The sequence below is a fragment of the Croceivirga sp. JEA036 genome (genome assembly GCF_011882165.1).
Taxonomy (GTDB): domain Bacteria; phylum Bacteroidota; class Bacteroidia; order Flavobacteriales; family Flavobacteriaceae; genus Croceivirga.
Map to the genome: position 1 here is coordinate 743,345 of NZ_JAATON010000001.1, position 24,244 is coordinate 767,588.

Genomic DNA, 24,244 nt, shown 5'->3' on the forward strand with positions numbered 1-24,244 from the left:
ACTAAAAGCTTATGAAAAAGTTGTCTAGGCGTAACTTCAGCTCTAAAATGGCAATTGGTGCTGGTGGAACTTTACTCTCCGCCAACCTGCCTTTGGGATTAACGCCACTAAAAATGGATAAAAAGAAACTAGGTATAGCCTTGGTAGGTTTGGGTAGTTATAGCACAAACCAATTGGCACCTGCTTTGCAGGATACTAAAAATTGTTACCTCGCTGGTATAGTTACGGGAACACCCCAAAAAGAAGATGTGTGGGCTAAAAAATACAATCTTCCTAAGGGTAATATTTATAACTACGAAAATTTTGACTCCATTAAAGACAATGACGAAATAGATGTAGTGTATGTAGTGCTGCCCAACGCTATGCATGCCGATTTTTGTATACGCGCGGCAAAGGCAGGTAAACACGTAATTTGTGAAAAACCTATGGCGGTTTCTGTAGCTGAATGTGACCAAATTATTGCGGCCTGTAAAGAGGCTAGCGTAAAATTGGGAGTCGGCTATAGGTTGCATTCAGAACCCTATACCCAACAAGTAAAGGAATTTGTGAAAAAGAAAACCTATGGCGATGTAACCTTTGTTTCTGCGGAAGCAGCTTACCGTTCTACGGGGAATCCAAGTCAATGGCGATTAAATAAAGAATTGTCTGGTGGTGGCGCGTTACTAAATATGGGTGTTTACGCTATACAAAGTGCTATTTACGGAACAGGTGAGAACCCCATTTCTGTTTCTGCTCAAGAATTCTCTACACGACCAGAATATTTTAAGAATACGGATGAGACTATTACAGCTCAATTAAATTTCTCCAGTGGAGCGATAGCCAACATTACCACCTCTCATAATTTTAGTGCCAACAGCATATATGTAGCAGGTACCAATGGATGGTTTAAATTGCAGCCAGCTAACAATTATGGTCCTTTAAGCGGTAGTACTTCTGATGGTAAAATTTTGGATTTTCCGCATGAAAGTCAACAAAAATTACAAATGGACGATTTTGCCGCTCATATTTTGTATGGTACTACCAATTTGGCACCTGGAGAAATGGGTAAAAGAGATATGATTATTGTAAGTGCTATTTATGAATCTATAGCTAAAGGAGGTAAAACAATAGCTTTAGATATCCCAGAAAACTATGGTTTTTCAACTTAAAAGCCCCGTTCAGGGGCTTTTAAGTTATAAATTGGAGTCCGTTAAGGATTCCATAAAATCCACTAGTGCCTGTTGTTCTTTTATGCTTAATTGCAACGGGTCTGGTGGTAAGGTCTGTAAGGGTAGATTTATACCTATGCCAGCACCGCCACCGCGATTATAAAAATCTACTACTTCTGCTAATTCTGGGTATACTCCGTTGTGCATATAAGGTGCTGTTAAAGCAGCGTTCCTTACCGTTGGCGTTTTAAAAAAGTATTTACGCTCTTCCGTACCAAATAAATGAAAACCACCCAAATCCGCATCTACAACGGCATTAATAGTATCATTTTTTGCTGGGACCCCTAAAAGTTCTACCTCAGTTTCATTGTATGCGGGTGGAATAGTGCCATTAAATACCGGTGGAAAGTGACATGTTGCGCATTTACCTTTCCCCATAAATATGTTGAAACCCAGTTTTTCACTTTCTGTAATCGTATTTTCTAAACCATTTATGTTGTTATCGAATTTAGAATTAAATGGAGACAGGCTGCGGATGTACTCAGCCATAGCATTACGAATGGTAAAGTCAGTAACTTTGCCATTATATATACTATCAAATAGTGGTTTATATACCTTGTTTTGCTTTACTTTTTCTAATAAAAAGTCTAAATCTGCATGAAACTCTGTTTGATTAGTTACAACTGCCACAATTTGTCCTTCTAAACTACCCGCCCTAGTATCATAGAAGAATTTTTGCTGTAAGGCGGCATAGGTGAGGGTAGGGGCATTTCTTTTTTGACCTTTAGAAACTTTTAATCCATCTGTAAAAGCCTTGTCTTTGTGGTGACATGTAGCACATCTCATGTTCCCTTTTTTAGACAAATTAGGGTCATTAAATAGTAGTTGACCTAGTTGTAAAACAGCATCACCTGTTTTAGGATTTTTTAAATCCGTAAAGTGTTTTGTATTAAACGTGGTATTAGAAAAAACCGAAGTAGCATCATTGTTAATGGCCATGGTAAACGGAAATTTCACCTCCCAATCTACTACTGTTTTGTTAAAAAGCGTTAGTTGTTTGTTGGTGTGATTTTTTATAAAATCGAATCGGTCAAAAGAGACAAATTCTCCTTCATTTAATACTTGTATGGTTTGGTTTATTTCGGTTAACCAAGCCTCATATAGAGTTTTATCTTGGAATTTTGTTTGGGCCGCCATCAAAACATCTTTAAGAGTTTGATACACCGTTGCACTTTCTGAAAGTGAAGCCTCTAGAACAGGAGAATCATATCCTGTAATTCCAGTTAATGCTACACGCAGCAAGGCATCACGAAGCATCCATAAAATGTGATGGTCTTTTAAGTATGATAAATCTGTATTTTTTTCTAGAAGTTTAAGACGTTGAGTTATAAGATTTGCAGCTCCATGAATGGTCTGTATATCCAATTCATTTGCATAAATGCTTTCTTCTAAAGTTTGGAAACTCTTAGGGTCATTAATACGAATATTAGTTAAATCCTCTTCTTCTATCTTTAAAATATTTGGAGCATTTAAAAAGGTATAATTACTAACATCTTGGAACGCCAATATGGGTTCTACAGCTTTAAAAAGAGAACGCGCTTCTAAGTAGTAGCGTTCAAGGTCTTTGGTGTTTTCTGTATGTTGTATACTATCTACATAAGCAGCACAACGTAGCAAATCGTCCTTGTAAATTTGAGCAATTCGCAAGTTAAACGGTTGTTTTACATTGGTAATTTCTTGGTCTTTACTTGTGTTTTTACAAGAAGTAGACACAATAGCAAAGAGGCTTATGCAAGCATAAACCCCTTTGGTAATAGTTCTAAAATGATATTTCATAGTACTAATTAGTTAGCCAATCCCTTCACTACGAACATTTGGCTTCCTTCTTTTCTTGAGTTAGGGTCAGTACTTGCCATAGGATCTGTGAAAGCAGAACCGTCTGTTGGCTCCCAACCGTGATTTTGAGTGATCATGATAAACGTATCATCCATTCCTATAGTTTCAGAAATGTCTATCATACCTGTAATTTCCCAAGTTCTATTTTCTACACCAACACCGTTGGCAGCTGCTGCTACTTGGTCACACTCTAGTACTGTTTTTATTTCTCCAGTATTTAAGTTATACTGATATAAACGTGCATAGTGTGCCTTGTCATCGGTATCAGGATAACCATTTGGATCTTCTTGAATGTAAGCATAGTTTTTAGTAACTACAATGTTATCTGGGCTATGGAATTCTTTAGCCTTACCATCTAATTTGTCACCATCTAATACACAAGAAATAGTAGCTTTAGTTGGGTCGTCTTCACTTAAAACAACTTTGTAAACTCTACCGTAAAGGGTTCCTTTACCAACTAAACCATCTTTTTTTCTACCTGTAACAGCAAAATAGATTTCTCTTTGGTTAGCGCCAATACCTCTTCTCCAGTCTATATCTTCTAATCTAGAAAAGCCCATAGCTCCTTTTTCTTTAGCCTCAGCATCTAAAAGGTCAATAGTTCTTTCTTCCATTTCTATAAACTCAGCTTCGTAAGTTTCGCCCTCTACCATATCCATTTCGTAGTTGATGCCTTCTGTCATTACTTTTAATGTATATAGTTTACCACCGTTTAAATCGCCATGGTCACCCACATACATACCTAATTGTCCAGAAGGAACTTCGTTATCAGAATGGTCATCACCTATAAAAGCTACTGTTTTACCAGGAAAAGCATCTTTACCAATAACAACAGCATTCTCTGTAGACCACTGTCCAAAATTTGGTAGTAAAGAAGCTACTCCTGCGTTAGTAGTACTTTTATAAGGGTCAGTTGCAAAAACACCTTTAGAAGAACCACCCCATTCCCCACCAGAAAGGTAGATAGGACCAAAACCGTGTTCTTCTGGCGTAATTAAAGAACCAGAACATTGAGCAGTGTAAGCCGTAGCCTCTGCATTAAGAATGTATTCTCCTTTAACTGGCTTAAAGGTTTCGTCTAGTGTAATTCTGGCTATAGAGTAGTCTGCTTCTATATTGTTAATTAAAGTAAAAGTACCATCCTCTTCTGCGATAAGACCTGCACCATCTGCCATAGATCCGTACACAAAATTGGGAGAGTCTGGCAATTGATCTCCAGAACTTAATAAAGAATAAATTTCTACGTTTTCAAAACCAGGCATGGTTTTAAAATAAGCAGCGGTGTTAGAGTGGTTAGCTAAAGTAATCCCCTTTGGCTCCTCTCCTTCATTGTCTCCACCGCCTACAAAATCGTCTAATCTATCACAAGACGCAAAGGCCGCAATGCCCGCAAGAATTAATGTGTTTTTAAGTGTTCTCATTTAAATGTGGTTTGCTTTTTAAAATTTTCTTAAAAGTATCGCCACATTATTAAGCGTTTCTTAATCCCATATTTTCTTTGGATTAAGAGAAGGTTTAGAATATTACGGTTATGTTACTATTTAGAATGATTCAAAAACACCAAGTCCAAAGAGAGAAAAATCGTACTTTACTGGGTCTATTGGGTCTAATTTTTGTAGGGATGTATCTAACTCTTGTAACGCCTTAGCGTCGTTTTGTTTTCGTTTTAAGAGTTTTAATTTTCTAGCTACATTTCCAGAATGCACATCTAATGGGCAAGAAAGTTTAGCGGTAGAAATATCCCAAAGTCCAAAATCCACTCCTTTAGTATTGGGCCTAATCATCCAACGTAAAAACATATTAATACGTTTGGCGGCAGAACCCTTGGCCGGGTCGCTAACATGTTTTTGGGTTCTAGATAAATGTTCTGGCTCAAAAAACAAAAGTTTTAGCTGGCTAATGGCAGGTTGTAAACTTGTTTTAGATTGATGAGATTTAAATACATTCTCTAAACCACCATATTCCTTGTATATATGATGTAATCCTTTAATAAAAAAACTAAAATCATCTCCATTAAAAGTGCGATGAACAAAAGACTGTAAGGCTAATAGGTCTTTATCTTTATGATTCATAACAAAATCATATGGTGCTTGATCTAAAAAGCGCATCATTTTTTGCGCGTTGTTGATGATACTTTTTCGATTACCCCAAGCAATGGTAGCTGTTAAAAACCCGCTAATTTCTATATCTTCTTTACGCGTAAAGGTGTGCGGAATCTGTATAGGGTCGGTTTCTAAAAACTCAGGATTCTCATAAAACGCAGCTTTCTCATCTAAAAATGATTTTAATTCGGTTTTTGTCATGCTAAACCCTGAATTAATTTTATAAAAAGAAATGGTCCCACCAAAATACCATTAAATAAAGCATGCAATGCTATAGAATACATAAGACCGAGCTTAATCCGTGCATATCCTAAAAAAATTCCAGTGACCAATTGGGGTGCCACTAATAGTGGTGCAAACCACAGAGCATCGTCATAGTTCTGATAGTTAAACATGTGCATGATGCCAAATAGAAAGGACAAAAGGTAGAATACATATTTAAATCTGCTCCATTTTCTAAAAAAGTATAAAGGTCCCCTAAAAATTACCTCTTCTAGAATAGGAGCTAAAACCACTGCAAAAAGTAATAATTGTAAGCCAGAATATTCTTCTAAAAGCTTTGTTACTGAGTGTTCTCCAAAGTCTAATGCCAGTAATTTTTGTAATACCCCTGCAAACATACCAATACTTATCGCAAACAATAATTGCCAACCTAGAAGACTATAAAGGATACGTTTTTTAAAAGAAGTACTAATCCGTAATGGCAAATAGCAAGGATTTATAAAAAAATACCATACTTTTTTTAATAACCTCATACAATACGCCCATCTACCATAGTTAAACAGCGGTCTGCCATTGCCGCTAAATCTTTGTTATGCGTAACCAACACAAAGGTTTGTTCAAATTCTTCTCTAAGTTTAAAAAATAATTGATGTAGATTTTCTGCACTTTCTGAATCTAAATTACCACTAGGTTCATCTGCAAACACAACAGAAGGACTGTTTATTAGAGAGCGGGCTACTGCTACACGTTGTTGTTCTCCACCAGATAAGGTATTGGGCTTGTGTTCAAACCTATGGCTAAGGCCTAAAAAATCTAAAAGTTCTTTAGCTCTTTTCTCTGCTTCTTTTTTATGGGTTTTTTTGATGAATGCAGGAATGCAAACGTTTTCTAAGGCAGTAAATTCTGGTAATAACTGATGAAATTGAAAAATAAATCCTATATGTTCATTTCTAAACTTAGCTAAATTTTTATCGTTTAATCCATTTACATTTACGCCATTTATTTCCAAACTACTTTCCGTAATGTTACTGGGAACATCTAAAGTGCCTAGCAATTGCAATAGCGTGGTTTTACCAGCTCCAGAAGCACCAACAATAGAAACAATCTCTTGCTTTTGTATGTGCAAGTCAACTCCTTTTAAAACTTCTAAATCGCCGTATCTTTTCTTTAAATTATTTGCTTTGATCATCTAAAACAGAATTATTGTAAATGTAAGCATCTTGGTATTAACAAGACTATAAATGTTAAAGATGAAGGCATTTATAAGATTTATATATTTAATGTTTAGACTGATTTTATAATTAGTATTTTTGTTTAATAAAATTTTGTAATGGATAAACAAAATATTGAGAATACAGAAATTGCCATTTTAGCGAATGGATGTTTTTGGTGTACAGAAGCGGTTTTTCAGCGCTTAAAGGGAGTTAAGCATGTGGTATCGGGTTATACTGGGGGGCATATAAAAAATCCTCCATATAGAGAAGTTTGTACCGGTATAACAGGGCATGCAGAGGCTATAAAAGTTACTTTTAATCCAGATATAATAACCTATTCTGAACTGTTGGAAGTTTTTTTTGCTACGCATGACCCAACTACATTAAACCGACAAGGGAATGATGTAGGCACACAATATAGGAGTGAGATATTTTATACCAATATGGCACAAAAAGCCATTGCAGAAGCATTTATAAAGGAATTGGATGCTGCTAAAATATTCGAAAACCCCATTGTTACAGCTATATCACCAGAAGCTCCTTTTTATCTAGCAGAAGAAGACCACCACAATTATTACAATGAAAATGGAATGCAACCATATTGTAGGGTTATAATCGACCCAAAAATCAAAAAGCTATATTCGCACTTTGCGGAGCAATTAAAAGAAGAATATAAATAATATGGCACCATATCAGAATTTAGAAGAATATAACATTAGCGTTACCAATGAAGTTAAAGAGCGTTATGCTAAAATTATTGATGAAATAGGAGAGGACGTAGCTAGAGAAGGTTTAGTGAAAACTCCAGAACGTGCTGCTAAAGCAATGCTTTTTTTAACACAAGGTTATAAGCAAGATGCAGAAAAAATCTTGAAAGGGGCAATGTTTAAAGAGGATTATGATGACATGGTGATTATTAAAGACATAGAGTTATATTCTTTGTGTGAGCACCATATGCTGCCTTTTTTTGGAAAAGCCCACGTAGCTTATATACCAAATGGACACATTGTTGGATTAAGTAAAATACCACGCGTAGTAGATGTATTTGCCAGAAGATTACAAGTACAAGAACGACTTACACATGATATTTTAGAATGCTTGAATAATACGCTAAAACCAAAAGGCGTAGCGGTAGTTATAGAGGCTAGCCACATGTGTATGATGATGCGTGGCGTACAAAAACAAAATTCGGTGACCACCACTTCTGGATTTAGAGGACAATTTGAAAAAATTGAAACTAGAAACGAATTTTTAAAACTGATTAGTGCCGATTTGTCTTAAAGTTTTTGGCTTGATAATTGTTACTTTTTAAGTAAATTACAAACATGACAAAGAAGAAAGACAAAAAAATAAAATATCTTATTCTAGGACTCTTATTAGATTTAGTGGGGATGTCTTCCCTTTTATTTCCTGGCTTAGGAGATATGTTAGATTTGATATGGGCACCAGTTGCAGGTTGGTTAATGACCCGTATGTACCAAGGCAAAATGGGTAAAGCTGCAGGGGTGGTAACCTTTATAGAAGAGTTAGTTCCTGGTTTAGATGTAATACCCACCTTTACCATAATGTGGTTGTACACCTATGTATTTTCTGGTAAAAAAGTTGGTAAAATAATAGACGTTTAAAATTAAAAAAGGCCGCTTTTAGCGGCCTTTTTCTTTTTATTGGGTAATGTTGAATTGAAAATTCGCCTCAAATTCACTTTCTCCTCCAGAACCTTCAAAAGTACCATCGTTTGGCTTAATAGGTTCGTGCTTTAAGTATACCGTTAAACTCGCTGCTCCTGCAGTTAGTGTTTCTAAGGTAAATGCTAAACCTACAGGATTATTATTACCATCTACATCTGTTACCACAACTGAATTTAAAGAACCTGTGGTTTCAAAGATTAATTGGTGTTCTTCATCTTCTTCCATAATTTCTTCCGTAATGTCTTCTGGGTCTTCCTCAGATTCATTTAGTAATTCTATACTACCTACATAGGTAATACCACCGGCTAAGTCTGGTGCGCTCACCTCCGGAGCATTAGGCCCATCACCATCTAAATCAACATAGGTAAATTCTACAACATCACCCCCACCTTGTGGTGTTAGTATAATATTCATTGTAGTAATGGTTTCTTCTTCGTTGATAACCTCTGGCATATCTGCATCATCGTCATCAGAACAAGAAAATAGAACTGCAGTGGTTGCTAAGATTGATAAAAATTTAATTGCTTTCATAATAGTAGTTATTAATAATTGAGTTTTAATTGTAAAATAAAATTTCGTCCTAAGTCATCGGCAAAATAACGTTGCCTATTTAAGTAGTCTCTATAAGAAGTGTCAAGTACATTATTCACCATTAAAGAGGTAGTAAGCTGCGTTTTTTCACTTAAAGAAAATTGTATTTTGGTGCTAAAATTAAGTAGGTGGTATGCATTTGGAGCGTTGTTAATTTCAACTTCTACTTGTTGGTCTTCTCTTGGCGAATACACAAATAGATTTTCTGGAGTTTCGTTTTGTCTGAAGACATAATTGCTGCTTAGTGCTACCTCTAATTGATTTAATTTAGCATTTTTATAGGTGATGGAATTTGTAGTCCTTGCTGATGGAATATTAACTACAGGTCCATTTTGTTCTAAGTCTTTAGCCTTTACTATGGAGAACATGTGATTGGTCTTAAAATAATTAGACCAATTGGCATAGGCACTAACGTCCAAGCCCAATAAACGTAAATTAGTTTGTCTGTAAGACCAAACAGGGAAAGCGCCACGCGTAGTAAATTCTACACCAGATGGCTCTAGTAAAATAAAATCTTGAATGTAATTGTAGTAGGGTTCCAAAGCATATCCCCAAAAATTGTAGTCCCGTTCTTTAGCGATAGCTATCTTGTGCGAAGTTTCACTATTAATTCGCAAATCTCCTAATTCTATTCTAGAAGCAGAATGGTGCAAGCCTTCACTAAATAATTCAGATGGGTTAGGAGCGCGTTGCGCCATAGCGTAATTTACTTTAAAACTATCAAAATTAGAAGGAGAAAATTTAGCGCCTACGGTGGCAGAAATATTATGGAAATCAAAAGTAGGATTTGTCAATAATTGGTTTCCAAAATCTTCTACTACCCAATCACCAAATTCTTGGTCATAACCCAACTGTTCCCAACGTGTAGTGATATAAAATTTTTGAGCGTTTATATGAGAAAAGTCATAGCGTAAACCAGCGTCTAGCGTCCATTTTTCATTGACTTTATAGGTTAAGATATTATAAAATCCTGCATCGTACTTGTCATAGTCCGGGATAAGACGACGCACCTGCGTGCTAGGGTCTGGAAAGTTTTCTTGGTATCTGCCCATTAATCCTGTTTGCAGCTCAAACTTACCCCAATCTACCCACTCCATTTGTAAGCCAGTAGTATGTGTAGTCAATTCTAAATCTACAGAAGCTCTATTTGCATTTTCGCCTCGTCTTACATCAAATTCTTGGCGGTTATTTTGCTGAAAATCATACTGAAAGTTAAGTTTTCCTAGGTTTTTAAAGCGTCTATAGTATTCTAATTTAGATAGATGATGATTTACTTTTTGCTTAGGGTTATTGATGTCATGAGTAAAATCATTTATAACTAAAGGAACATCGTTATTGATAGCTAAAATTAAGTCCCCAACACTGCCAATATGAGATGCCCTAAGAATTCCAATCTCTGTATCAAAGTATGCGTACTTGGCGTTAAAACCTTGTTTATAACCGTGTCTGCCCATATTGATTGAAAATCCCGCTTCTTGTACACCTGTATTGCTTAGTATATAATTTGGTGCTTCTTGGTCTCCCAATTTTTTTAAGGAAGCATTGGCACTAATATGCCAATGATTATCAAAAACCTTGGTTAATTTGGTAGTTATATTACCCCCACGGCCATTAGATATACCATTTATTATGGTTTTACCATAAAGCGTATCTCTATTAAAAAAAGTATTCTGGTCCATAACAATTACACCTCCTAAGGCATCACCTCCGTATTGTAAAGCAGAAGCTCCTTTTATAACGCGTATATTGCCAATACTGTTGGGGTCTACGTTAGGAGCATGTTCATCTCCCCATTCCATATCTTGCATACGGACACCATCATTTAAAATAAGTACGCGGCTTCCGTTTAATCCGTGGATAGATGGTTTTACTATTGAAGCTCCAGTGTTTAATGTTGTTATTCCGCTTACGTTCTTTAAAATATCACCCAAATTACCGGCGCTGTTTTCATCCAATGTTGCGGCAGTAATAGAGGCTTCTTGGCTCGAATTGGTTTTATCGTGCACGGCATCACCAATTACTTTTACCTCTTTTAGCGCTTCAAAATGATGTTCTAAGCTAAAATTTTGGGTAGTATCTTCAGTAATTTCTAGTTCTTCAATACGTGTATTACAAGAAATATGAGACACTTCTACCTCAATTTTACCAGGACACAAATTTTGTAATTGGTAATATCCGTTTTCGTCCGTAACCGCATATTGATTTGTACCGACAACCACTACAGTAGCTCCTTCTAAAATGGAATTGTCATGAAAATCTTTTACAGTACCCTTTAAGGTAACGTTACACTGTTGACCTAAGCCAATGGTTGCTATTCCTAAAAGGAATACCAAGAACACAAGTGTTCTCATCTAAAATAATGTTGAATTAAAATTAAAGTAAATTCTGCCTAAACTAAGCTTTTAGGGGGTGGGCGAGAGGTATGCTTATAAAAGTAAAAACAACTAAATACTTTTGCCGGTTTAATTGACAAAGAAGTGAATGTAATTGAAACCGCCAACGTTTCAATTTCTAAAGAAGAAGGTACAAAGAAAACTTCCTGTTGGTCGCTTAAGGCAACCTCACATAACAAACAGTTTTCTATTTTCGTATCCTCATTATCGGTATGTGAAAACACATGAAAAGACGATACCTTAAAAGTAAATAAGGTAAACAACAGAACATAGGTGAAAATCTGTTTTGCTTTCATCGATTCACAAAACTAAGTTATTAATTAGATTTTTTGTTGTTAATAAACTCACAATTTAAGGAATCAAAAAACCTAGTCGCATTTTTTTAAGCATTCGTTTTTCAAAAGCCCAAAAAAAGCGAAATTGACCGAACAACCAGCCAATGGCTACTAAAAGAAGTTGATAAATAGGAAAAATTATTAAAATACGAACTGGCCAATACAACCATCCACTACTTGTTTCATAGTTCAATCCTATAAGGTTTACTAGTGGGGCAGCTAATCTAGCAGAAAGACTACCAGTAATTGCAAACACAATAAAAATGGCAATCATTTCCCATCTATATTGTGTGATCCATTTGTTTTTTAACTTTTCAAAGCACCACAAAAAGAATTTTAGGAGTACTGTACAGAGGATTATAGTTACAATTAAGGTGATAGGCCATTCCCATATTGTGTTATTAGTGTTTGTAAGATGTATAAACTTTCTAGCAAAGTAGTAAGCTGTGGCCAAGGTGAGTAGAAAACCTAATATTGGAAATACTAATTGCCAACTTTTAATAATATCCCAACGTTTTTTAATTCTTTCCATAACTATGTAAAGCCTGCAAAGGTAAACATTATATGCGTGGCACAAAGGGACCTAAACGTTGGTTATACTTGCGTTGAAAGAATATAAAATAGTTATAAAGTTTGTAGTTTACATCATACCCATAGTCTATGTTTGGGTCATAATTAATTTGAAGTTCGTATAGATTAGGATTGTAAACAGAAGGATTCATCACTCTTTGATTCCAATTTATCACATAAATCTGATTTCTATTTTCTAAAAAGCTTTGCGAGTAATACCCTTCTGGTCTCGCGATACTATTAAGCCAAGTATAGAAACCTGGCTCTATGATAATGATTTCGTACTCAGATTCTTCGTCAGATATAGCTACTTCTTGTTCTTCTGTGGACTCCAAAATTTGTTTTTCTTCATTGGAGATTACCATCTGTTCTTTGGTGGCTCCACAACTAAATAGGATTAAAGAAAGGAATACTAAAACACTCTTTTTCATAATTATAAGATACAAAAAAAGTCGCTTGAAATTTTCAAACGACTTGTTAATCTATCTATTTTGATAATTTATTTTCCAAATAAACCGCCTAAAAGACCGCCAATTCCTCCTTTTTTCTGATTACCACCTCCAAGAACCATTCCTGCAAGGTCATCAATAATACTACCATCGCCATCAGAATCCAAGAAAGACTCTATTAGAGACTGTTGTTGATTAGCAGCAGCATTGCCACCCATTAAGCCTCCTAATAATCCATTAAGACCTTCTGGAGAGCTAATATTTTGTTGGCGTTGTTGTTTACCTAAGTAGCCCATTAAAATTGGAGCAGCTATTTTTAGAATTTGCCCAACAGAACCGCTATCCATTCCTGTTTTGCTACTTAAAGCATTTTCTACTTGAGACTGTTTACCACCTAATACGTGACCTAAGATACCTGCGCCATCATCCATTACAGATTGGTCTACACCACCACCAAATAAACCGGTAAGGTTTTCTAAGATACCGCCATCATGTTTAGCGTTTAAGGCATTCATCAATCCTTGTGCGCCTTCAGGACTAGCCGTGTTTTTTTTCATGGCACCCATTAAAAGTGGCATAGCCATAGACAATACTTCTGCAGTTTTATTGGAGGATTGTCCTGTTTGGCCTGCAACTCCACTTACCAATTGTTGCCCAATTGGGCTATTGATTAAATCTAATAATCCTGACATTATAATTTTAATTAGTGTTTAATAATATGTTGTAATTTACAAAAACCAGACCAAAATTTTAACTAAGCTTTAAAAGAATCGATGATTTTATCTGCCAATTCTAAGGCAATACGTTCTTGAGCCTCTAAAGTAGATGCTCCCAAATGTGGAGATAAAGAAATGCTACTATGCATTAAAATGCGTATTTCTGGTGTTGGTTCCGACTCAAAAACATCTAATCCGGCAAATGCTACTGTTCCATTCTCTAAAGCATCTACAAGAGCCACCTCATCCAATGTACCACCCCTTGATACATTTATAATACCAACTCCTTTTTTTACTAAGCCTAGCTCCCTTTTACCAATAATATATTCTTGGCTTTTAGGAACATGTATACTGATGTAATCAGACGTTTGTAAGAGCTCTTCTAAGGTAATTCCATCCAAATCAAAGGTTAATCGTTGACCATCATAAAAAGATAATTCTATTGATTTTTCTTTAATCTTTCTATCGTAAAAGGCAACGCGCATACCCAAGCCTAATGCCTTTTTTGCCACTGCCGTCCCTGTATGTCCTAGACCAATAATTCCTAAGGTTTTGCCTTTTAATTCCGAGCCTTTGGCGTAGTCTTTTTTTAATGCCAAAAATCTTGAATCTCCTTCTAAAGGCATATTTCTGTTAGCATCGTACAAAAAACGGGCTCCAGAAAGCAAATGAGCAAATACCAACTCGGCAACTGCGTTGGCAGAAGCTTTCGGCGTATTGATCACCTTAATTCCTTTACTTTCTGCAAATGCAACATCAACTTTATCTAGACCTACACCCAATCTGCCAATAAGCTTTAAATTAGGGCATTTTTGTAAAACCTCCTTACTTAATTCGGTATTGCTACGCACTAAAATTCCTTCTACCTTGTGCTCATTAATGTAATTTACGATTTGCTCAGGAGCTACATGAACCACATTAACGGTAAAACCAGCAGCTTCTAATTTTTCTTTGCCTTTTTGTGCAAGACCGTCATTTGCTAAAAGTATCATAGTACCTATTACGCTTTTCGTTCCAATTCGCTCATAATATCTACCAAAACCCCTACACTTTCTAGTGGTAATGCATTGTACATAGAGGCACGGTAACCACCTACAGAACGGTGCCCGTTTAAGCCACTAATTCCCGCATCTTTACACATGGTATCAAAAGTTTCCTTTAAAGTATCATCCGTTAAATTAAAGGTAGCATTCATTATAGAACGGTCTTCTTTATTTGCAATACCGTGGAATAGTGGGTTTAAATCTATTTCTGAGTAAATTAGATTAGCTTTTTTCTCATTTACTTCTTCAATAGCGGCTATACCGCCTAAATCTTTAAGCCATTGCAAGGTGAGCATAGATACATATACTGCAAAAACAGGTGGTGTATTAAACATACTATCTTTTGCTATATGTACTTGATAGTTAAGCATGGATGGAATTTTACGCGAAACTTTACCTAGAATTTCGTCTTTAATCACCACTAAAGTAGTGCCCGCTGGACCCATATTTTTTTGTGCTCCCGCATAAATCAAATCGAACTTAGAAAAATCTAGTTGTCTGGAAAAAATATCAGAACTCATATCACAAACCAGTGGAACGTTCACCTCAGGGAAATCTTTTATTTGAGTTCCATAAATAGTATTATTGGAGGTGACATGTAAAAAATCTAAGTCCCCAGGAACAGTGTAGTTTTTTGGGATGTGATTAAAATTCTGTTCTTGGCTACTGGCTACCTCAACTACTTCCCCAAACAATCTAGCTTCTTTAATGGACTTTAAGCTCCATGTACCTGTATTTATGTAGCCTGCTTTGGTTTCTAAAAGATTGTACGCAACGTGCAGAAACTGCATACTTGCACCACCTTGTAAAAATAAGGCGGAATACCCTTTGTCTTGTAAGCCTAAAAGTTCCAAAGCTAACGCCCTAGCATTTTCTATAATGGATACAAACTCTTTACTTCTATGAGATATTTCTATAAGTGAAAGGCCTATGCCGTCTAGCTCAATTACAGCTTCTGAGGCTTTTTGCATTACCTGCTGTGGTAAAATACAAGGACCAGCACTAAAATTGTGTTTTTTCATTGCGATGGATTTAATGGATAAAGGTCTTAATTTTTTGTGGATTGCTCAATCTATTTTTAGAGTGATACTAAAAAAGATACAGTATCTACACCATCAGCATAATCACTCAATGCCGGCTTTTGTGTTTGCCCAAAGTCTATTGTGTTTTCATACCCCGATTTTGCTACCACACATTGAAGTTGTTCTTCATCTGCCTTTAACTTTTCTTGCAGTTCTAGTTTGTTGTCATAATACTCATAAAACAAACAACCTATAGGGGAGGCATAACCTTTTTCTTCTTTCAATAAAATAAAGTTATTGTCTAAGATGTTGTAATTAGACATTAAATAGACTGCCTTGTTATAATCGTAATTATTTGCGTATTTGTGATTATTTATGATAGCTGCGTGAGCAAATATACCCTTGAAAAAGTGGTCAAAATTGTAATCCCTTGGAATAAAAATTTTAGAAACGCTTCTGCACCCTAGCCCGAAATACCAGAAAATATCATTCCCTAACAATGCCAAATCTTCCGCAGTTTCTGTTCCATCAATTATAGCTACAGAATTTCTGTTTTTTCTAATGATACTCGGAAATTTGCTAAAATAGTAATCAAAATAACGCCCAGTATTGTTACTGCCTGTAGCAATAACAGCATCAAAATCTTGTAATTTCTTATCCGTAAACTCAATTTTATCAACTAAAACTGAATCTATTTCTTGCAAATAGCTGGCTACCAGAGGTAATAAAATTTTATCATTGCTAGAAAGCTTCACTAAAACCCTGTGGCCAGACAACAAAACGCTTAAAAAATCATGAAAGCCAACTAAAGGGATGTTACCTGCCATGATAATGGCTATTTTTTTAGAAGGTTTGCTACCTATCTCTGGATATGTACTTAACCATTGAGTAAGTTTTTCTTCTGTAAGTTCTGCCCCCCAAGCCTTTAAGCTTCTTAAGCAGTTTTCTTGCGTAAACCAACCGTTATGAGCCTCTGCATTAAGTAATGCATCTGCTATTTTTTGGTCCCAATCTGTGTATTCTGATTCGGTTTTATTACAAAAATCGGTAAATAAGTTACCTAGTTTAACAAAAGCTTTTAAATGCGGTATATGTTCTGCCATTATATTTGTAGACTAAATTAGTAGGAATTACCTTTGTGCAAAAGTACGGATTGAAAAAGCAAAAATAATGGCAATAATCATAACAGACGAATGTATTAATTGTGGGGCATGCGAACCAGAATGTCCTAACACAGCAATATATGAAGGTGCAGATGAGTGGAGATATAGTGATGGTACATCCTTGTCTGGTGATGTAGTTTTACCAGACGGCAAAGCAGTCAATGCAGACGAAGTACAAGAACCTATAAGCGACGAAATCTATTACATTGCGCCTGATAAATGTACCGAATGTATGGGATTCCATGAAGAACCTCAATGCGCTGCAGTTTGCCCAGTAGACTGTTGTGTACCAGATGAGGATAGAGAGGAATCTGAAGAAGAATTGTTGGCTAAACAGGCTTTTATGCACCCAGAAGGATAACCTTTTACAGGAACTTATATGAAAATGAAAAGCGGACTTTTATAAGTCCGCTTTTTTGTTTGGTGTAAATTATTTTCACTTAAAACTTAAAACTTAAAACTTAAAACTTAAAACTTAAAACTTACGCCACCATTTATTGTTGTACCGTTAAAACCAAACTGGTTCACCTCCCAAGGGTATCTAAATCTGCCACCTAAGTCGGTAACCACATCCCCATTAGTTTCAATCTCATCAGGGTATATATTCAGAAGATTGTTGGCTGCTACATAAAGATGTATTTTGTCATTGATATCAAAACCAAGGTTAAGGTCTGTAATTACTTTACCAGCAAACGTTTGGTCATTTTCTGGATTTGTTGCGTGTTGCCATGTTACTTCACCAAAATAGGTATTATTTAAACCAAATTGCCATTTTTCTAGTTCGTAATTAAGCCCAAGAAGAATTTTAGAACGTGGTCTAGCAGAGATAATTCTAGACTGTTCTTTTCTATTAAATATATCATACCCACTATTGGCCAGTAGTGTAGGAGTAGCTATATCGTCTACAATTTCAGTTTTATTAAAATTTGCGGACAGGGTTATATCTAATGCGCCATTTCCTAAACCTATATTTGAATAGTTAGAAACAAAATCAACACCATTTGTCTCTGTGTTTACTGCGTTTACAAAAAATTTAAGACTGGTAATATCATTGGCTTCTAGTATTTCTTCCACTGGATTGGTAGTGGTGTTATCCCCATCAAAACCAATTTCTCCTGTAAACAAAACACGGTCATCTACTTTTACATTGTAATAGTCCAAAGAAAAGAATAGATTGGGAATAGGCTTAAAAGTAATACCGGCAGAAATATTCTTAGAAGTTTCTGCTGTTAATTGTGGTACACCTAATCCGTCTCTAATAATTGGGTCTACATTATTAAAAGTACCTTGGTTAGAAATGGTTCTACCAGATACTAAGGTTTGTACGTTGCTTAAGTAAATTTGATGCAAAGAAGGTGCCCTGAATCCTGTGCTATAAGAGGCTCGAATAGCCCCTTTTTCTTCTGGTAGCAAATAACGGGCACTAATCTTCCAAGAGGTATTATCACCAAAATCGCTAAAATCTTCATAACGGATAGCGCCTCCTATTAAAAATTGTTCTGTGATGTCCCATTCTAAATCGCCATATACACCGTAATTGTCTCTGGTGGCTTCTACAGCATTACTGGGTTGTAAACCTGGAAAGGATTGCACTCCATTACCTACGTAAGATTCTGGCTGTCCAGCTTCTGCTGTAAAACGCTCTCTTCTTGCTTCACCACCAAAGCTGAGGCTTATTTGACCAAAACTTCTAGAAAAATCTAGGTTGGCTAATATGTTATCAAAAGTGTAAGCACCAACATCAAAAGATGTAGGGCTATTGGCTCCTAAATCTGGATTTATACTATTATTTACTTCATAGTCCACAGCGTTTCTTCCTTGGGTACCAGAAATATCCATATCAAAACCTAATACTATTGAACGTATACCAACGGTAAAATTGTTATCTCTAATATCGGTTTCAAAAGTGGGTTGGAAACCATTATAAGCTGTTCCTTCTGAATGCAATAAATTAAATGGGTCTTGAACCCAGTAGGGAGTTCTGTACAAGGCAAAACTTTTACCCACGCGGTATGCTAAACCGCCAAAGGTGTAAAATTCTCCTTTTTTGTTTTTTAAAGGGACACTTGCATTATAATTTAGATTTAGGTTTTTGGATTCTGGTTGCCCTACCGTCATTCCTAAATCGGGATTTTCTTGTAACCAAGGTCCCCAAGTAGGATCGTCCGCAGTCACTCCAAATAATAAATCTTCTCCAGGCTCGCCAGCTCTATTGGTAAGTTCTTGTTGGTAATAAGCAGCTGTTACATTTAAATAACCACCATCTTCTCCAAGTTTTAAACCAGAATTAAAATCTACTCCAAAGTTAAAACCGTCGCCTTCTGTGGTAATTCCTGTTTTGGCGTTCACAGATGTGTATTCTACATCTTTTTTTAAAATCATATTTATAACACCAGCTATAGCATCTGAACCATATTGCGCAGAAGCTCCGTCTCGTAACACTTCAACACGTTCAATGGCTGCCGCAGGTACGCTTTTTAAATCTACACCTACTTCTCCCTTTCCAGGAGTATCGTTAATGTAGACAAGTGCACTTTGGTTTTTACGTTTACCGTTTACCAACACTAAGGTTCTACTAGGACCAAGACCCCTTAAATCTGCTGGGTCAAAATGGGCTGTAGCATCAGAAATAGTCTGGTTGGTAGAGTTGAAAGAAGGAATTTTGTAGGTTAACATTTTATCTACTGTAGGTTGTCCAGTACTGGCAAGTTCTGCTACTCCTATATTATCAATTGGTACTGCTGAATTTAGAACTGTTCTTGGTTTAGACCTGTTACCAATCATCACAACTTCATTCAAAGAAATTCCTTCTTCTAATTGTACATTTAAAACAGCAGTTGTAATTGTTTTTTCAATCGTATTAAATCCTATATAACTGAAAATTAAAACCGCTCCTGTATTCGCATTTATACTATAATTGCCATCAAAATCAGAAGTTGTTCCCGAATTTGTGCCTTTAATAACAACGTTTACACCAGCTAAGGGCAAGCCATTCATGTCTGTAATTCTACCTTTAACTTGATTTTGCTGGCGAATTTGCTTTATGGATTTTAGTAAGGTGGTCTTTATTTTGCTCGATTTTTTTGCGCGCAAACTTTCATCATTATAAACCACATAATAGTTAGCGCCTAAATAATCAATATTTACGGATGTCTCTAGTTCTAATTTAACTAAGGTATTTTCCAATTTATTAATCTGATATCTAGAAGGGTCTAATTTTTTGTTCGAAATTTCAGACGGATTGTAATTAAAAAATACTTGATGTTTTTCTCCTATGATTTTTAAGAAAGAGGAAAGAGCAATGGTTTCTGTAACGGATACAGGAACGTTGTCTTTTGCCATTGCATTTAGGCAAATAAGAAAAGTTAGAATTGCGGTGATTCTGCTACGGTTGATTGGTGTTCTCATGGCAGCTAGGATTTAGTTAATGCTTTTTCATTTGAATGGTAATATCATTTTCTTCTTTATGGATTAAAGTATTGGTCGCTTTGGCAATTGCATTTAGGCAAATATCCAGATTGGTTACAGGTATACCCCCAGACATTAACTGATTAGGAGCTTCCCCATCCTTAAATTCTATGGTAATATTATAAATATCTTCTATTTGAGTAGCTACAATATATAGTGGAGTTTCATTAAATTCTAAGGAGCCACTTTTCCATGCGGATACCTTAGCTATTTCTTCTATTCGTTTATGCTTAAGTACTTGATCATCTGTATCAGAATAAGAAATATAATCTCCTGGAATCATTTTTTTGGTGACACCGTTTTTAAGCTTTAAGTGAATGTTGCCTTCATCTAAGGATACATCAGTTTTATTTCTTCTCGTATTTACATTAAAACGAGTACCATAAACTTCAATTGTTAAATCATTCGTGGTTACAAAAAATTTAGCTTTGGTGGTTGGCTTTTTTTCTACATCAAAATAGGCTTCACCGTTTAATGTGATGTTCCTAGGATTGTTTTTTGGGAATTGAATACTAGAATTGGAGTTTAAATGAACCTTAGTGCCATCTGTTAAGGTAACTTTTAAAGTTTCTCCAACACCGGTCTTATATTCGTTAGGAATATCATTTTGAAACTTAAAGAAAAGCACAGCAACAAGAGCTATAGAGGCTGCAATACCAGTTATAATGCCCCATTTACTTTTTGACGATATGGGTTTACGTTCAGAAGGATTCTCTAAATTTAGATTTAGTTTCTCCCATGCATTATTCAGTTGTTTTTCTGGTACTACTTTCGACTTAAAATGGATGCCTAAAACACAATCTTTTGCTAAACGAATAGTAGCAATTTGGTCTGGATGCTGTTTAATATATTGGTTCCAAAAATCAATATCGTTTTGGTTTTTACCTTCTGCCCAGTTTGTAAAAGAGGTATCCTCTAGCAAATTATCCACAGTTATGTCTCTACGTTGAATCATCTACAAAGCCAGCTTTAAAATTATAGAGTTTAATAAATTCAAAATATACCCTAAATATTTAAGGTATTTCTATTTTTTTCTAAGGTTTCAGTTTAATAACCAAATAGTTGGTTAAAATCAATAAGAAAAGGCCACCTTATAAAGGTAGCCTTTAATGAATAACTCAAAAATAATTAAAGAAAATCAGTGTTAGAATTTATAATTCACTGATAAATTGAACAATGTCCCCAATTGACTAAAATGGTAACCATCATAAGTCATCTGAGAATATCTTTGGTTAAATGTGATTAAGTTAGACTGTGCTTTAACTTGTGCAGGATCTGACAATAATGCTTCACCGGCAGCATTGTCTGCTTTAAAGCTCCATTCTGGTAATACATTTAATAGGTTATTAATATTCAAAGCCAAGGTTAACTTGTCTGTTGCATTATAGTTAAAGCCTAAATCTGTAACAACCTTAGGAGTGAACTCTGTTCTAATGTTAGTATCCATACCTTGTTGTTTAAAGGTAGTTTTACCAAAATACGTGTTGTTTAAAGAGATGCCTAACTTATTTAATTGGTAATTAGCTCCTAAAATCCACTTGGTTTCTGGTCTAGAAGTAAAGAATAATGCTTCTTGCGTTGCATCTACTACAGATTGCCCAGCCTGTTCTACAAGGGTAGGATTTTTAACAGCTCCATCTCTTTCGTTCTGAAATGTGTAATTACCAGAAAGATTAAAACTTAAATCGCCTTCTCCTAAAGCAATGTTTTTATAGCCTAATACTACATCTATACCAGATGTTCTTGTGTCTAAAGCATTTGCAAAGAAACTAACATCAGAAAGGTTATTGTCTGCTAATACTTGGTCTAACGCTGTATTACCAGCCGCAGTAGGGCCAATCTCATTACTCAATATAATTCTATCTTTTACCGCAATGTTATAGTAATCTACTGTATAGCTAAAGTTGCTTCCTACTTTACCGCCTAATCCAACAGTAAAGTTGTTAGATGTTTCTGCGTCTAATTGAGGTATTCCTAATAATTGTGCCTGTGAAGAAACATTGTTTACTAAACCACCAACTTGGATACCTTGACCAGGAATAAAGCTATACTGCGCCTTCTGAGTGTAAATCTGGTGTAGGGTAGGAGCTCTAAATCCGGAAGAAATAGACCCTCTCAGGGTTAAAGCATCGCTAAATTTATAACGTGAGCTAAACTTATAAACAAACGCACCACCAAAATCGGAATAGTTTTCTGCTCTAACCGTACCACTCAATAAAAAGGCATCTGTAACATCGTAATCTAAGCTGAAATAACCACCGATATTGTAACGGTTAAATTTTCCTGAATTTTGAGGCGTATTTCCTGCAAAAGAATCGGCTCCACCACCATCATAAGAAGCTAGTCCACCTTCAATAACTTCAAAAGTTTCTGTTCTAAACTCGGCTCCAAAACCAATACTTACTTTATCTGATAATAATCTAGATATGTCAATATTACCTACATTATGAGAAAAGCGTGTGCCTCCTGGGTCAAAGGATCTTGGTGAATTTTCTCTGTATAGTAAAGAACCTTCTGTAACTTCACCATCGTCAACAGAACCGTTGCCATTAGCGTCTATCCAAGTAGAAGGGGAGTAAACAAAGTTTCTATTATGGGAGTTGTTTACTTTATAGGTTTGTAAGTTGCCACCAGTGGTGAAACTCAAGTCTACATTCCAATCATTGATATTAGAACGTAAGCCAACAGTACCATTATAATCACTTAATAGCCCCTCAAAAGTGGGTAGGTAGCCATCATAACCTCCTGCGGTATTTGGATTATTTCCAGGAAAAAAATCTGCTAAGTAAGGGATTGCTGAACCACCTCTCCAGTTTGGAATACTAGGGGTGGCAAATAAATCTGCTTGTTGTCTCCAATAAGGTGTTCTATAGTTAGCAAAGCTATTTACATTTTTATAAACATATGCGGCATTGGCATATAATTCTGTATTGTTGGCAATATCATAACCAAAGTTAACTGAGAATTTGGCAGCAGCCGTTTCTGGCGAACCGTTAATATTTCCTGCATCTGGTCTTCTACTTAAAAACTCTTCTACAAAGCTAAGACCATTTGCATTTCCAGAATTTATGGCATTAAATTTTGCTGCGTAATCATCGGATGATTGATAATCATTAAATATTTGCTGAACTTGTGCGTCACTTAGACCTGTAATATCTTGTCCACCTAAGGTGTTATCATTATTTACATAGCTATAAGGAGAATCAGGACTTACGAAAACAAAGTCTCCAAATTCACCCTCTGCATCTACAGTGCCTGGACGGTTGGCTAGATTTACTTTGGATAAATCTATAGTGTAATTAATAAAACCTTTATCATCACCAATTGTGGTTCCGTTATTGACCGCAATTCCGTACATTTCTCCGTCACCTTCAGACGTTATACCTCCACGTAAGGTTGCCGAACCAGTTTCTGGGCTATCTTTTAGAATAATATTCATAACCCCAGCAATTGCATCAGAACCATATTGAGCGGAAGCCCCATCCCTTAAAATTTCTACTCTTTTAATAGCGTCTGTTGGTATGGCAGAGATATCTGCACCAGTTTCACCCCGACCAGGAGATGTTTGGGTGTATAAAAGTGCGCTTAAATTTTTACGCTTTCCATTTATAAGAATTAAAGTTCTACTAGGTCCCATATTTCTTATTTCGTATGGATCCAGTAGAGAAGTTGCGTCATTAACAGGTGTTTGTACCGTGTTAAAAGATGGTATTTTATACTGCAAAGCCTTATCAAATGTGATTTGCCCGGTAGATGTTAATTCTGCTGCGGGTAAAACATCTACAGGTAAAGGGGTGTCAGTATTACTTCTTGGGGCTGTTCTAGAACCAACTACAATGAACTCGTCTAGTTGCACTCCTTCAGAAAGGCTAACATTTACAGTAGATTTGCCACCTACTTTTGCTTCTGTTGTGCTAAAGCCAATAAAACTAAAGACTAGGGTAGCGTCACTAGGAACTGTAATTTGATAATTACCATCAAAATCTGTGGTTGTTCCATTAGTGGTGCCTTTCTCTACAATGTTTACTCCAGCTAGTGGAAGGCCGTCTGCATCTGTAACTTTACCATTAACCACACTCTGGTACGCTGTGGCTGTTACATTAAGTTTGTTAGTGTTGTCACTTTCATTGTTGTGGGTGTTAAGTGCACTTGCATTAACATTGGTAGCTACAACCATCGCTGCGGCAAGTCCCCAATACGTCAATTTAGGTTTCTTCATAATTC

21 protein-coding genes are annotated in these 24,244 nt (G+C 35.9%); 5 read left to right on the forward strand and 16 right to left on the reverse strand.

Translation table 11 applies throughout. From position 1 onward, the window contains the following. Positions 1–11 precede the first annotated feature (11 nt). Complete coding sequence (locus HCO57_RS02910) at positions 12–1,148, forward strand: Gfo/Idh/MocA family protein (RefSeq protein ID WP_167987766.1); 1,137 nt, start codon at positions 12–14, stop codon at positions 1,146–1,148. A 24-nt stretch (positions 1,149–1,172) separates the two neighbouring features. Here HCO57_RS02910 and HCO57_RS02915 read toward each other — a convergent pair whose 3' ends face one another. The 5 genes from HCO57_RS02915 to HCO57_RS02935 form a co-directional block, all read right to left on the reverse strand. Beyond that, positions 1,173–2,984: a cytochrome-c peroxidase gene (locus HCO57_RS02915; protein ID WP_167987767.1), complete on the reverse strand. Its 1,812-nt coding sequence runs from the start codon at positions 2,982–2,984 to the stop codon at positions 1,173–1,175. Between the two features lie 8 nt (positions 2,985–2,992). Continuing rightward, positions 2,993–4,465, reverse strand: coding sequence for an alkaline phosphatase PhoX (locus tag HCO57_RS02920; protein ID WP_136949994.1), 1,473 nt, complete (start codon positions 4,463–4,465; stop codon positions 2,993–2,995). Between the two features lie 120 nt (positions 4,466–4,585). Continuing rightward, a complete protein-coding gene (locus HCO57_RS02925) occupies positions 4,586–5,347 on the reverse strand; it encodes a TIGR02757 family protein (RefSeq protein ID WP_167987768.1) in 762 nt (253 codons plus the stop codon). Then, positions 5,344–5,853, reverse strand: coding sequence for a CPBP family intramembrane glutamic endopeptidase (locus tag HCO57_RS02930; RefSeq protein WP_167987769.1), 510 nt, complete (start codon positions 5,851–5,853; stop codon positions 5,344–5,346). Before HCO57_RS02930 ends, HCO57_RS02925 begins: the two co-directional genes overlap by 4 nt. Before the next feature lie 44 nt (positions 5,854–5,897). Then, a complete protein-coding gene (locus HCO57_RS02935) occupies positions 5,898–6,557 on the reverse strand; it encodes an ABC transporter ATP-binding protein (protein WP_167987770.1) in 660 nt (219 codons plus the stop codon). Positions 6,558–6,698: 141 nt separating this feature from the next. Between HCO57_RS02935 and msrA the strand changes: the two genes are divergently transcribed. The 3 genes from msrA to HCO57_RS02950 are packed head-to-tail and all read left to right on the forward strand — an operon-like array spanning position 6,699 to position 8,207. Beyond that, the gene (msrA, locus tag HCO57_RS02940; protein ID WP_167987771.1) at positions 6,699–7,262 is read left to right on the forward strand and encodes a peptide-methionine (S)-S-oxide reductase MsrA; all 564 of its coding nucleotides are present in this window, start codon (positions 6,699–6,701) and stop codon (positions 7,260–7,262) included. A 1-nt stretch (position 7,263) separates the two neighbouring features. After that, positions 7,264–7,863 carry a GTP cyclohydrolase I FolE gene (gene folE / locus HCO57_RS02945; protein WP_136949989.1) on the forward strand — a complete coding sequence of 200 codons (600 nt, stop codon included), beginning with the start codon at positions 7,264–7,266 and terminating at the stop codon, positions 7,861–7,863. Positions 7,864–7,907: 44 nt separating this feature from the next. After that, complete coding sequence (locus tag HCO57_RS02950) at positions 7,908–8,207, forward strand: hypothetical protein (RefSeq protein ID WP_167987772.1); 300 nt, start codon at positions 7,908–7,910, stop codon at positions 8,205–8,207. Between the two features lie 36 nt (positions 8,208–8,243). Here the strand turns inward: HCO57_RS02950 and HCO57_RS02955 are convergent, their stop codons facing one another. The 8 genes from HCO57_RS02955 to HCO57_RS02990 form a co-directional block, all read right to left on the reverse strand. Beyond that, the gene (locus HCO57_RS02955) at positions 8,244–8,801 is read right to left on the reverse strand and encodes a type 1 periplasmic binding fold superfamily protein (protein WP_167987773.1); all 558 of its coding nucleotides are present in this window, start codon (positions 8,799–8,801) and stop codon (positions 8,244–8,246) included. 11 nt (positions 8,802–8,812) lie between these two features. After that, positions 8,813–11,212, reverse strand: a complete 2,400-nt coding sequence (locus HCO57_RS02960) for a TonB-dependent receptor (RefSeq protein ID WP_167987774.1) — start codon at positions 11,210–11,212, stop codon at positions 8,813–8,815. A 393-nt stretch (positions 11,213–11,605) separates the two neighbouring features. Next, positions 11,606–12,121: a DUF6787 family protein gene (locus tag HCO57_RS02965; RefSeq protein WP_167987775.1), complete on the reverse strand. Its 516-nt coding sequence runs from the start codon at positions 12,119–12,121 to the stop codon at positions 11,606–11,608. Positions 12,122–12,149: 28 nt separating this feature from the next. Next, positions 12,150–12,590, reverse strand: coding sequence for a DUF6146 family protein (locus HCO57_RS02970; RefSeq protein ID WP_167987776.1), 441 nt, complete (start codon positions 12,588–12,590; stop codon positions 12,150–12,152). Between the two features lie 68 nt (positions 12,591–12,658). Further along, a complete protein-coding gene (locus HCO57_RS02975) occupies positions 12,659–13,300 on the reverse strand; it encodes a DUF937 domain-containing protein (RefSeq protein ID WP_167987777.1) in 642 nt (213 codons plus the stop codon). Between the two features lie 62 nt (positions 13,301–13,362). Continuing rightward, positions 13,363–14,316 carry a D-2-hydroxyacid dehydrogenase gene (locus HCO57_RS02980; RefSeq protein WP_167987778.1) on the reverse strand — a complete coding sequence of 318 codons (954 nt, stop codon included), beginning with the start codon at positions 14,314–14,316 and terminating at the stop codon, positions 13,363–13,365. A gap of 8 nt (positions 14,317–14,324) precedes the next feature. Then, positions 14,325–15,389 carry a 3-phosphoserine/phosphohydroxythreonine transaminase gene (serC, locus tag HCO57_RS02985; protein WP_167987779.1) on the reverse strand — a complete coding sequence of 355 codons (1,065 nt, stop codon included), beginning with the start codon at positions 15,387–15,389 and terminating at the stop codon, positions 14,325–14,327. Between the two features lie 56 nt (positions 15,390–15,445). Beyond that, positions 15,446–16,492 carry an acyl-CoA reductase gene (locus HCO57_RS02990; RefSeq protein ID WP_167987780.1) on the reverse strand — a complete coding sequence of 349 codons (1,047 nt, stop codon included), beginning with the start codon at positions 16,490–16,492 and terminating at the stop codon, positions 15,446–15,448. A gap of 67 nt (positions 16,493–16,559) precedes the next feature. Between HCO57_RS02990 and HCO57_RS02995 the strand changes: the two genes are divergently transcribed. Then, complete coding sequence (locus HCO57_RS02995) at positions 16,560–16,913, forward strand: 4Fe-4S dicluster domain-containing protein (protein ID WP_136949978.1); 354 nt, start codon at positions 16,560–16,562, stop codon at positions 16,911–16,913. Positions 16,914–17,020: 107 nt separating this feature from the next. On the opposite strand, the gene HCO57_RS03000 is transcribed toward HCO57_RS02995, so the two are convergent. The 3 genes from HCO57_RS03000 to HCO57_RS03010 form a co-directional block, all read right to left on the reverse strand. Beyond that, the gene (locus HCO57_RS03000; RefSeq protein ID WP_245167526.1) at positions 17,021–19,960 is read right to left on the reverse strand and encodes a TonB-dependent receptor; all 2,940 of its coding nucleotides are present in this window, start codon (positions 19,958–19,960) and stop codon (positions 17,021–17,023) included. Positions 19,961–19,976: 16 nt separating this feature from the next. Then, the gene (locus HCO57_RS03005; protein ID WP_167987781.1) at positions 19,977–20,975 is read right to left on the reverse strand and encodes a FecR family protein; all 999 of its coding nucleotides are present in this window, start codon (positions 20,973–20,975) and stop codon (positions 19,977–19,979) included. A 189-nt stretch (positions 20,976–21,164) separates the two neighbouring features. Next, a complete protein-coding gene (locus HCO57_RS03010; RefSeq protein WP_209065966.1) occupies positions 21,165–24,239 on the reverse strand; it encodes a TonB-dependent receptor in 3,075 nt (1,024 codons plus the stop codon). Positions 24,240–24,244: the final 5 nt, after the last annotated feature.

Excerpts from the sequence above, each read along its gene's own strand:
- HCO57_RS02910 (WP_167987766.1), top strand. The coding sequence starts at position 12 with ATGAAAAAGTTGTCTAGGCGTAACTTCAGCTCTAAAATGGCAATTGGT.
- HCO57_RS02915 (WP_167987767.1), bottom strand. The coding sequence starts at position 2,984 with ATGAAATATCATTTTAGAACTATTACCAAAGGGGTTTATGCTTGCATA.
- HCO57_RS02920 (WP_136949994.1), bottom strand. The coding sequence starts at position 4,465 with ATGAGAACACTTAAAAACACATTAATTCTTGCGGGCATTGCGGCCTTT.
- HCO57_RS02925 (WP_167987768.1), bottom strand. The coding sequence starts at position 5,347 with ATGACAAAAACCGAATTAAAATCATTTTTAGATGAGAAAGCTGCGTTT.
- HCO57_RS02935 (WP_167987770.1), bottom strand. The coding sequence starts at position 6,557 with ATGATCAAAGCAAATAATTTAAAGAAAAGATACGGCGATTTAGAAGTT.
- msrA (WP_167987771.1), top strand. The coding sequence starts at position 6,699 with ATGGATAAACAAAATATTGAGAATACAGAAATTGCCATTTTAGCGAAT.
- folE (WP_136949989.1), top strand. The coding sequence starts at position 7,264 with ATGGCACCATATCAGAATTTAGAAGAATATAACATTAGCGTTACCAAT.
- HCO57_RS02950 (WP_167987772.1), top strand. The coding sequence starts at position 7,908 with ATGACAAAGAAGAAAGACAAAAAAATAAAATATCTTATTCTAGGACTC.
- HCO57_RS02955 (WP_167987773.1), bottom strand. The coding sequence starts at position 8,801 with ATGAAAGCAATTAAATTTTTATCAATCTTAGCAACCACTGCAGTTCTA.
- HCO57_RS02960 (WP_167987774.1), bottom strand. The coding sequence starts at position 11,212 with ATGAGAACACTTGTGTTCTTGGTATTCCTTTTAGGAATAGCAACCATT.
- HCO57_RS02965 (WP_167987775.1), bottom strand. The coding sequence starts at position 12,121 with ATGGAAAGAATTAAAAAACGTTGGGATATTATTAAAAGTTGGCAATTA.
- HCO57_RS02970 (WP_167987776.1), bottom strand. The coding sequence starts at position 12,590 with ATGAAAAAGAGTGTTTTAGTATTCCTTTCTTTAATCCTATTTAGTTGT.
- HCO57_RS02975 (WP_167987777.1), bottom strand. The coding sequence starts at position 13,300 with ATGTCAGGATTATTAGATTTAATCAATAGCCCAATTGGGCAACAATTG.
- HCO57_RS02980 (WP_167987778.1), bottom strand. The coding sequence starts at position 14,316 with ATGATACTTTTAGCAAATGACGGTCTTGCACAAAAAGGCAAAGAAAAA.
- serC (WP_167987779.1), bottom strand. The coding sequence starts at position 15,389 with ATGAAAAAACACAATTTTAGTGCTGGTCCTTGTATTTTACCACAGCAG.
- HCO57_RS02990 (WP_167987780.1), bottom strand. The coding sequence starts at position 16,492 with ATGGCAGAACATATACCGCATTTAAAAGCTTTTGTTAAACTAGGTAAC.
- HCO57_RS02995 (WP_136949978.1), top strand. The coding sequence starts at position 16,560 with ATGGCAATAATCATAACAGACGAATGTATTAATTGTGGGGCATGCGAA.
- HCO57_RS03000 (WP_245167526.1), bottom strand. The coding sequence starts at position 19,960 with ATGAGAACACCAATCAACCGTAGCAGAATCACCGCAATTCTAACTTTT.
- HCO57_RS03005 (WP_167987781.1), bottom strand. The coding sequence starts at position 20,975 with ATGATTCAACGTAGAGACATAACTGTGGATAATTTGCTAGAGGATACC.
- HCO57_RS03010 (WP_209065966.1), bottom strand. The coding sequence starts at position 24,239 with ATGAAGAAACCTAAATTGACGTATTGGGGACTTGCCGCAGCGATGGTT.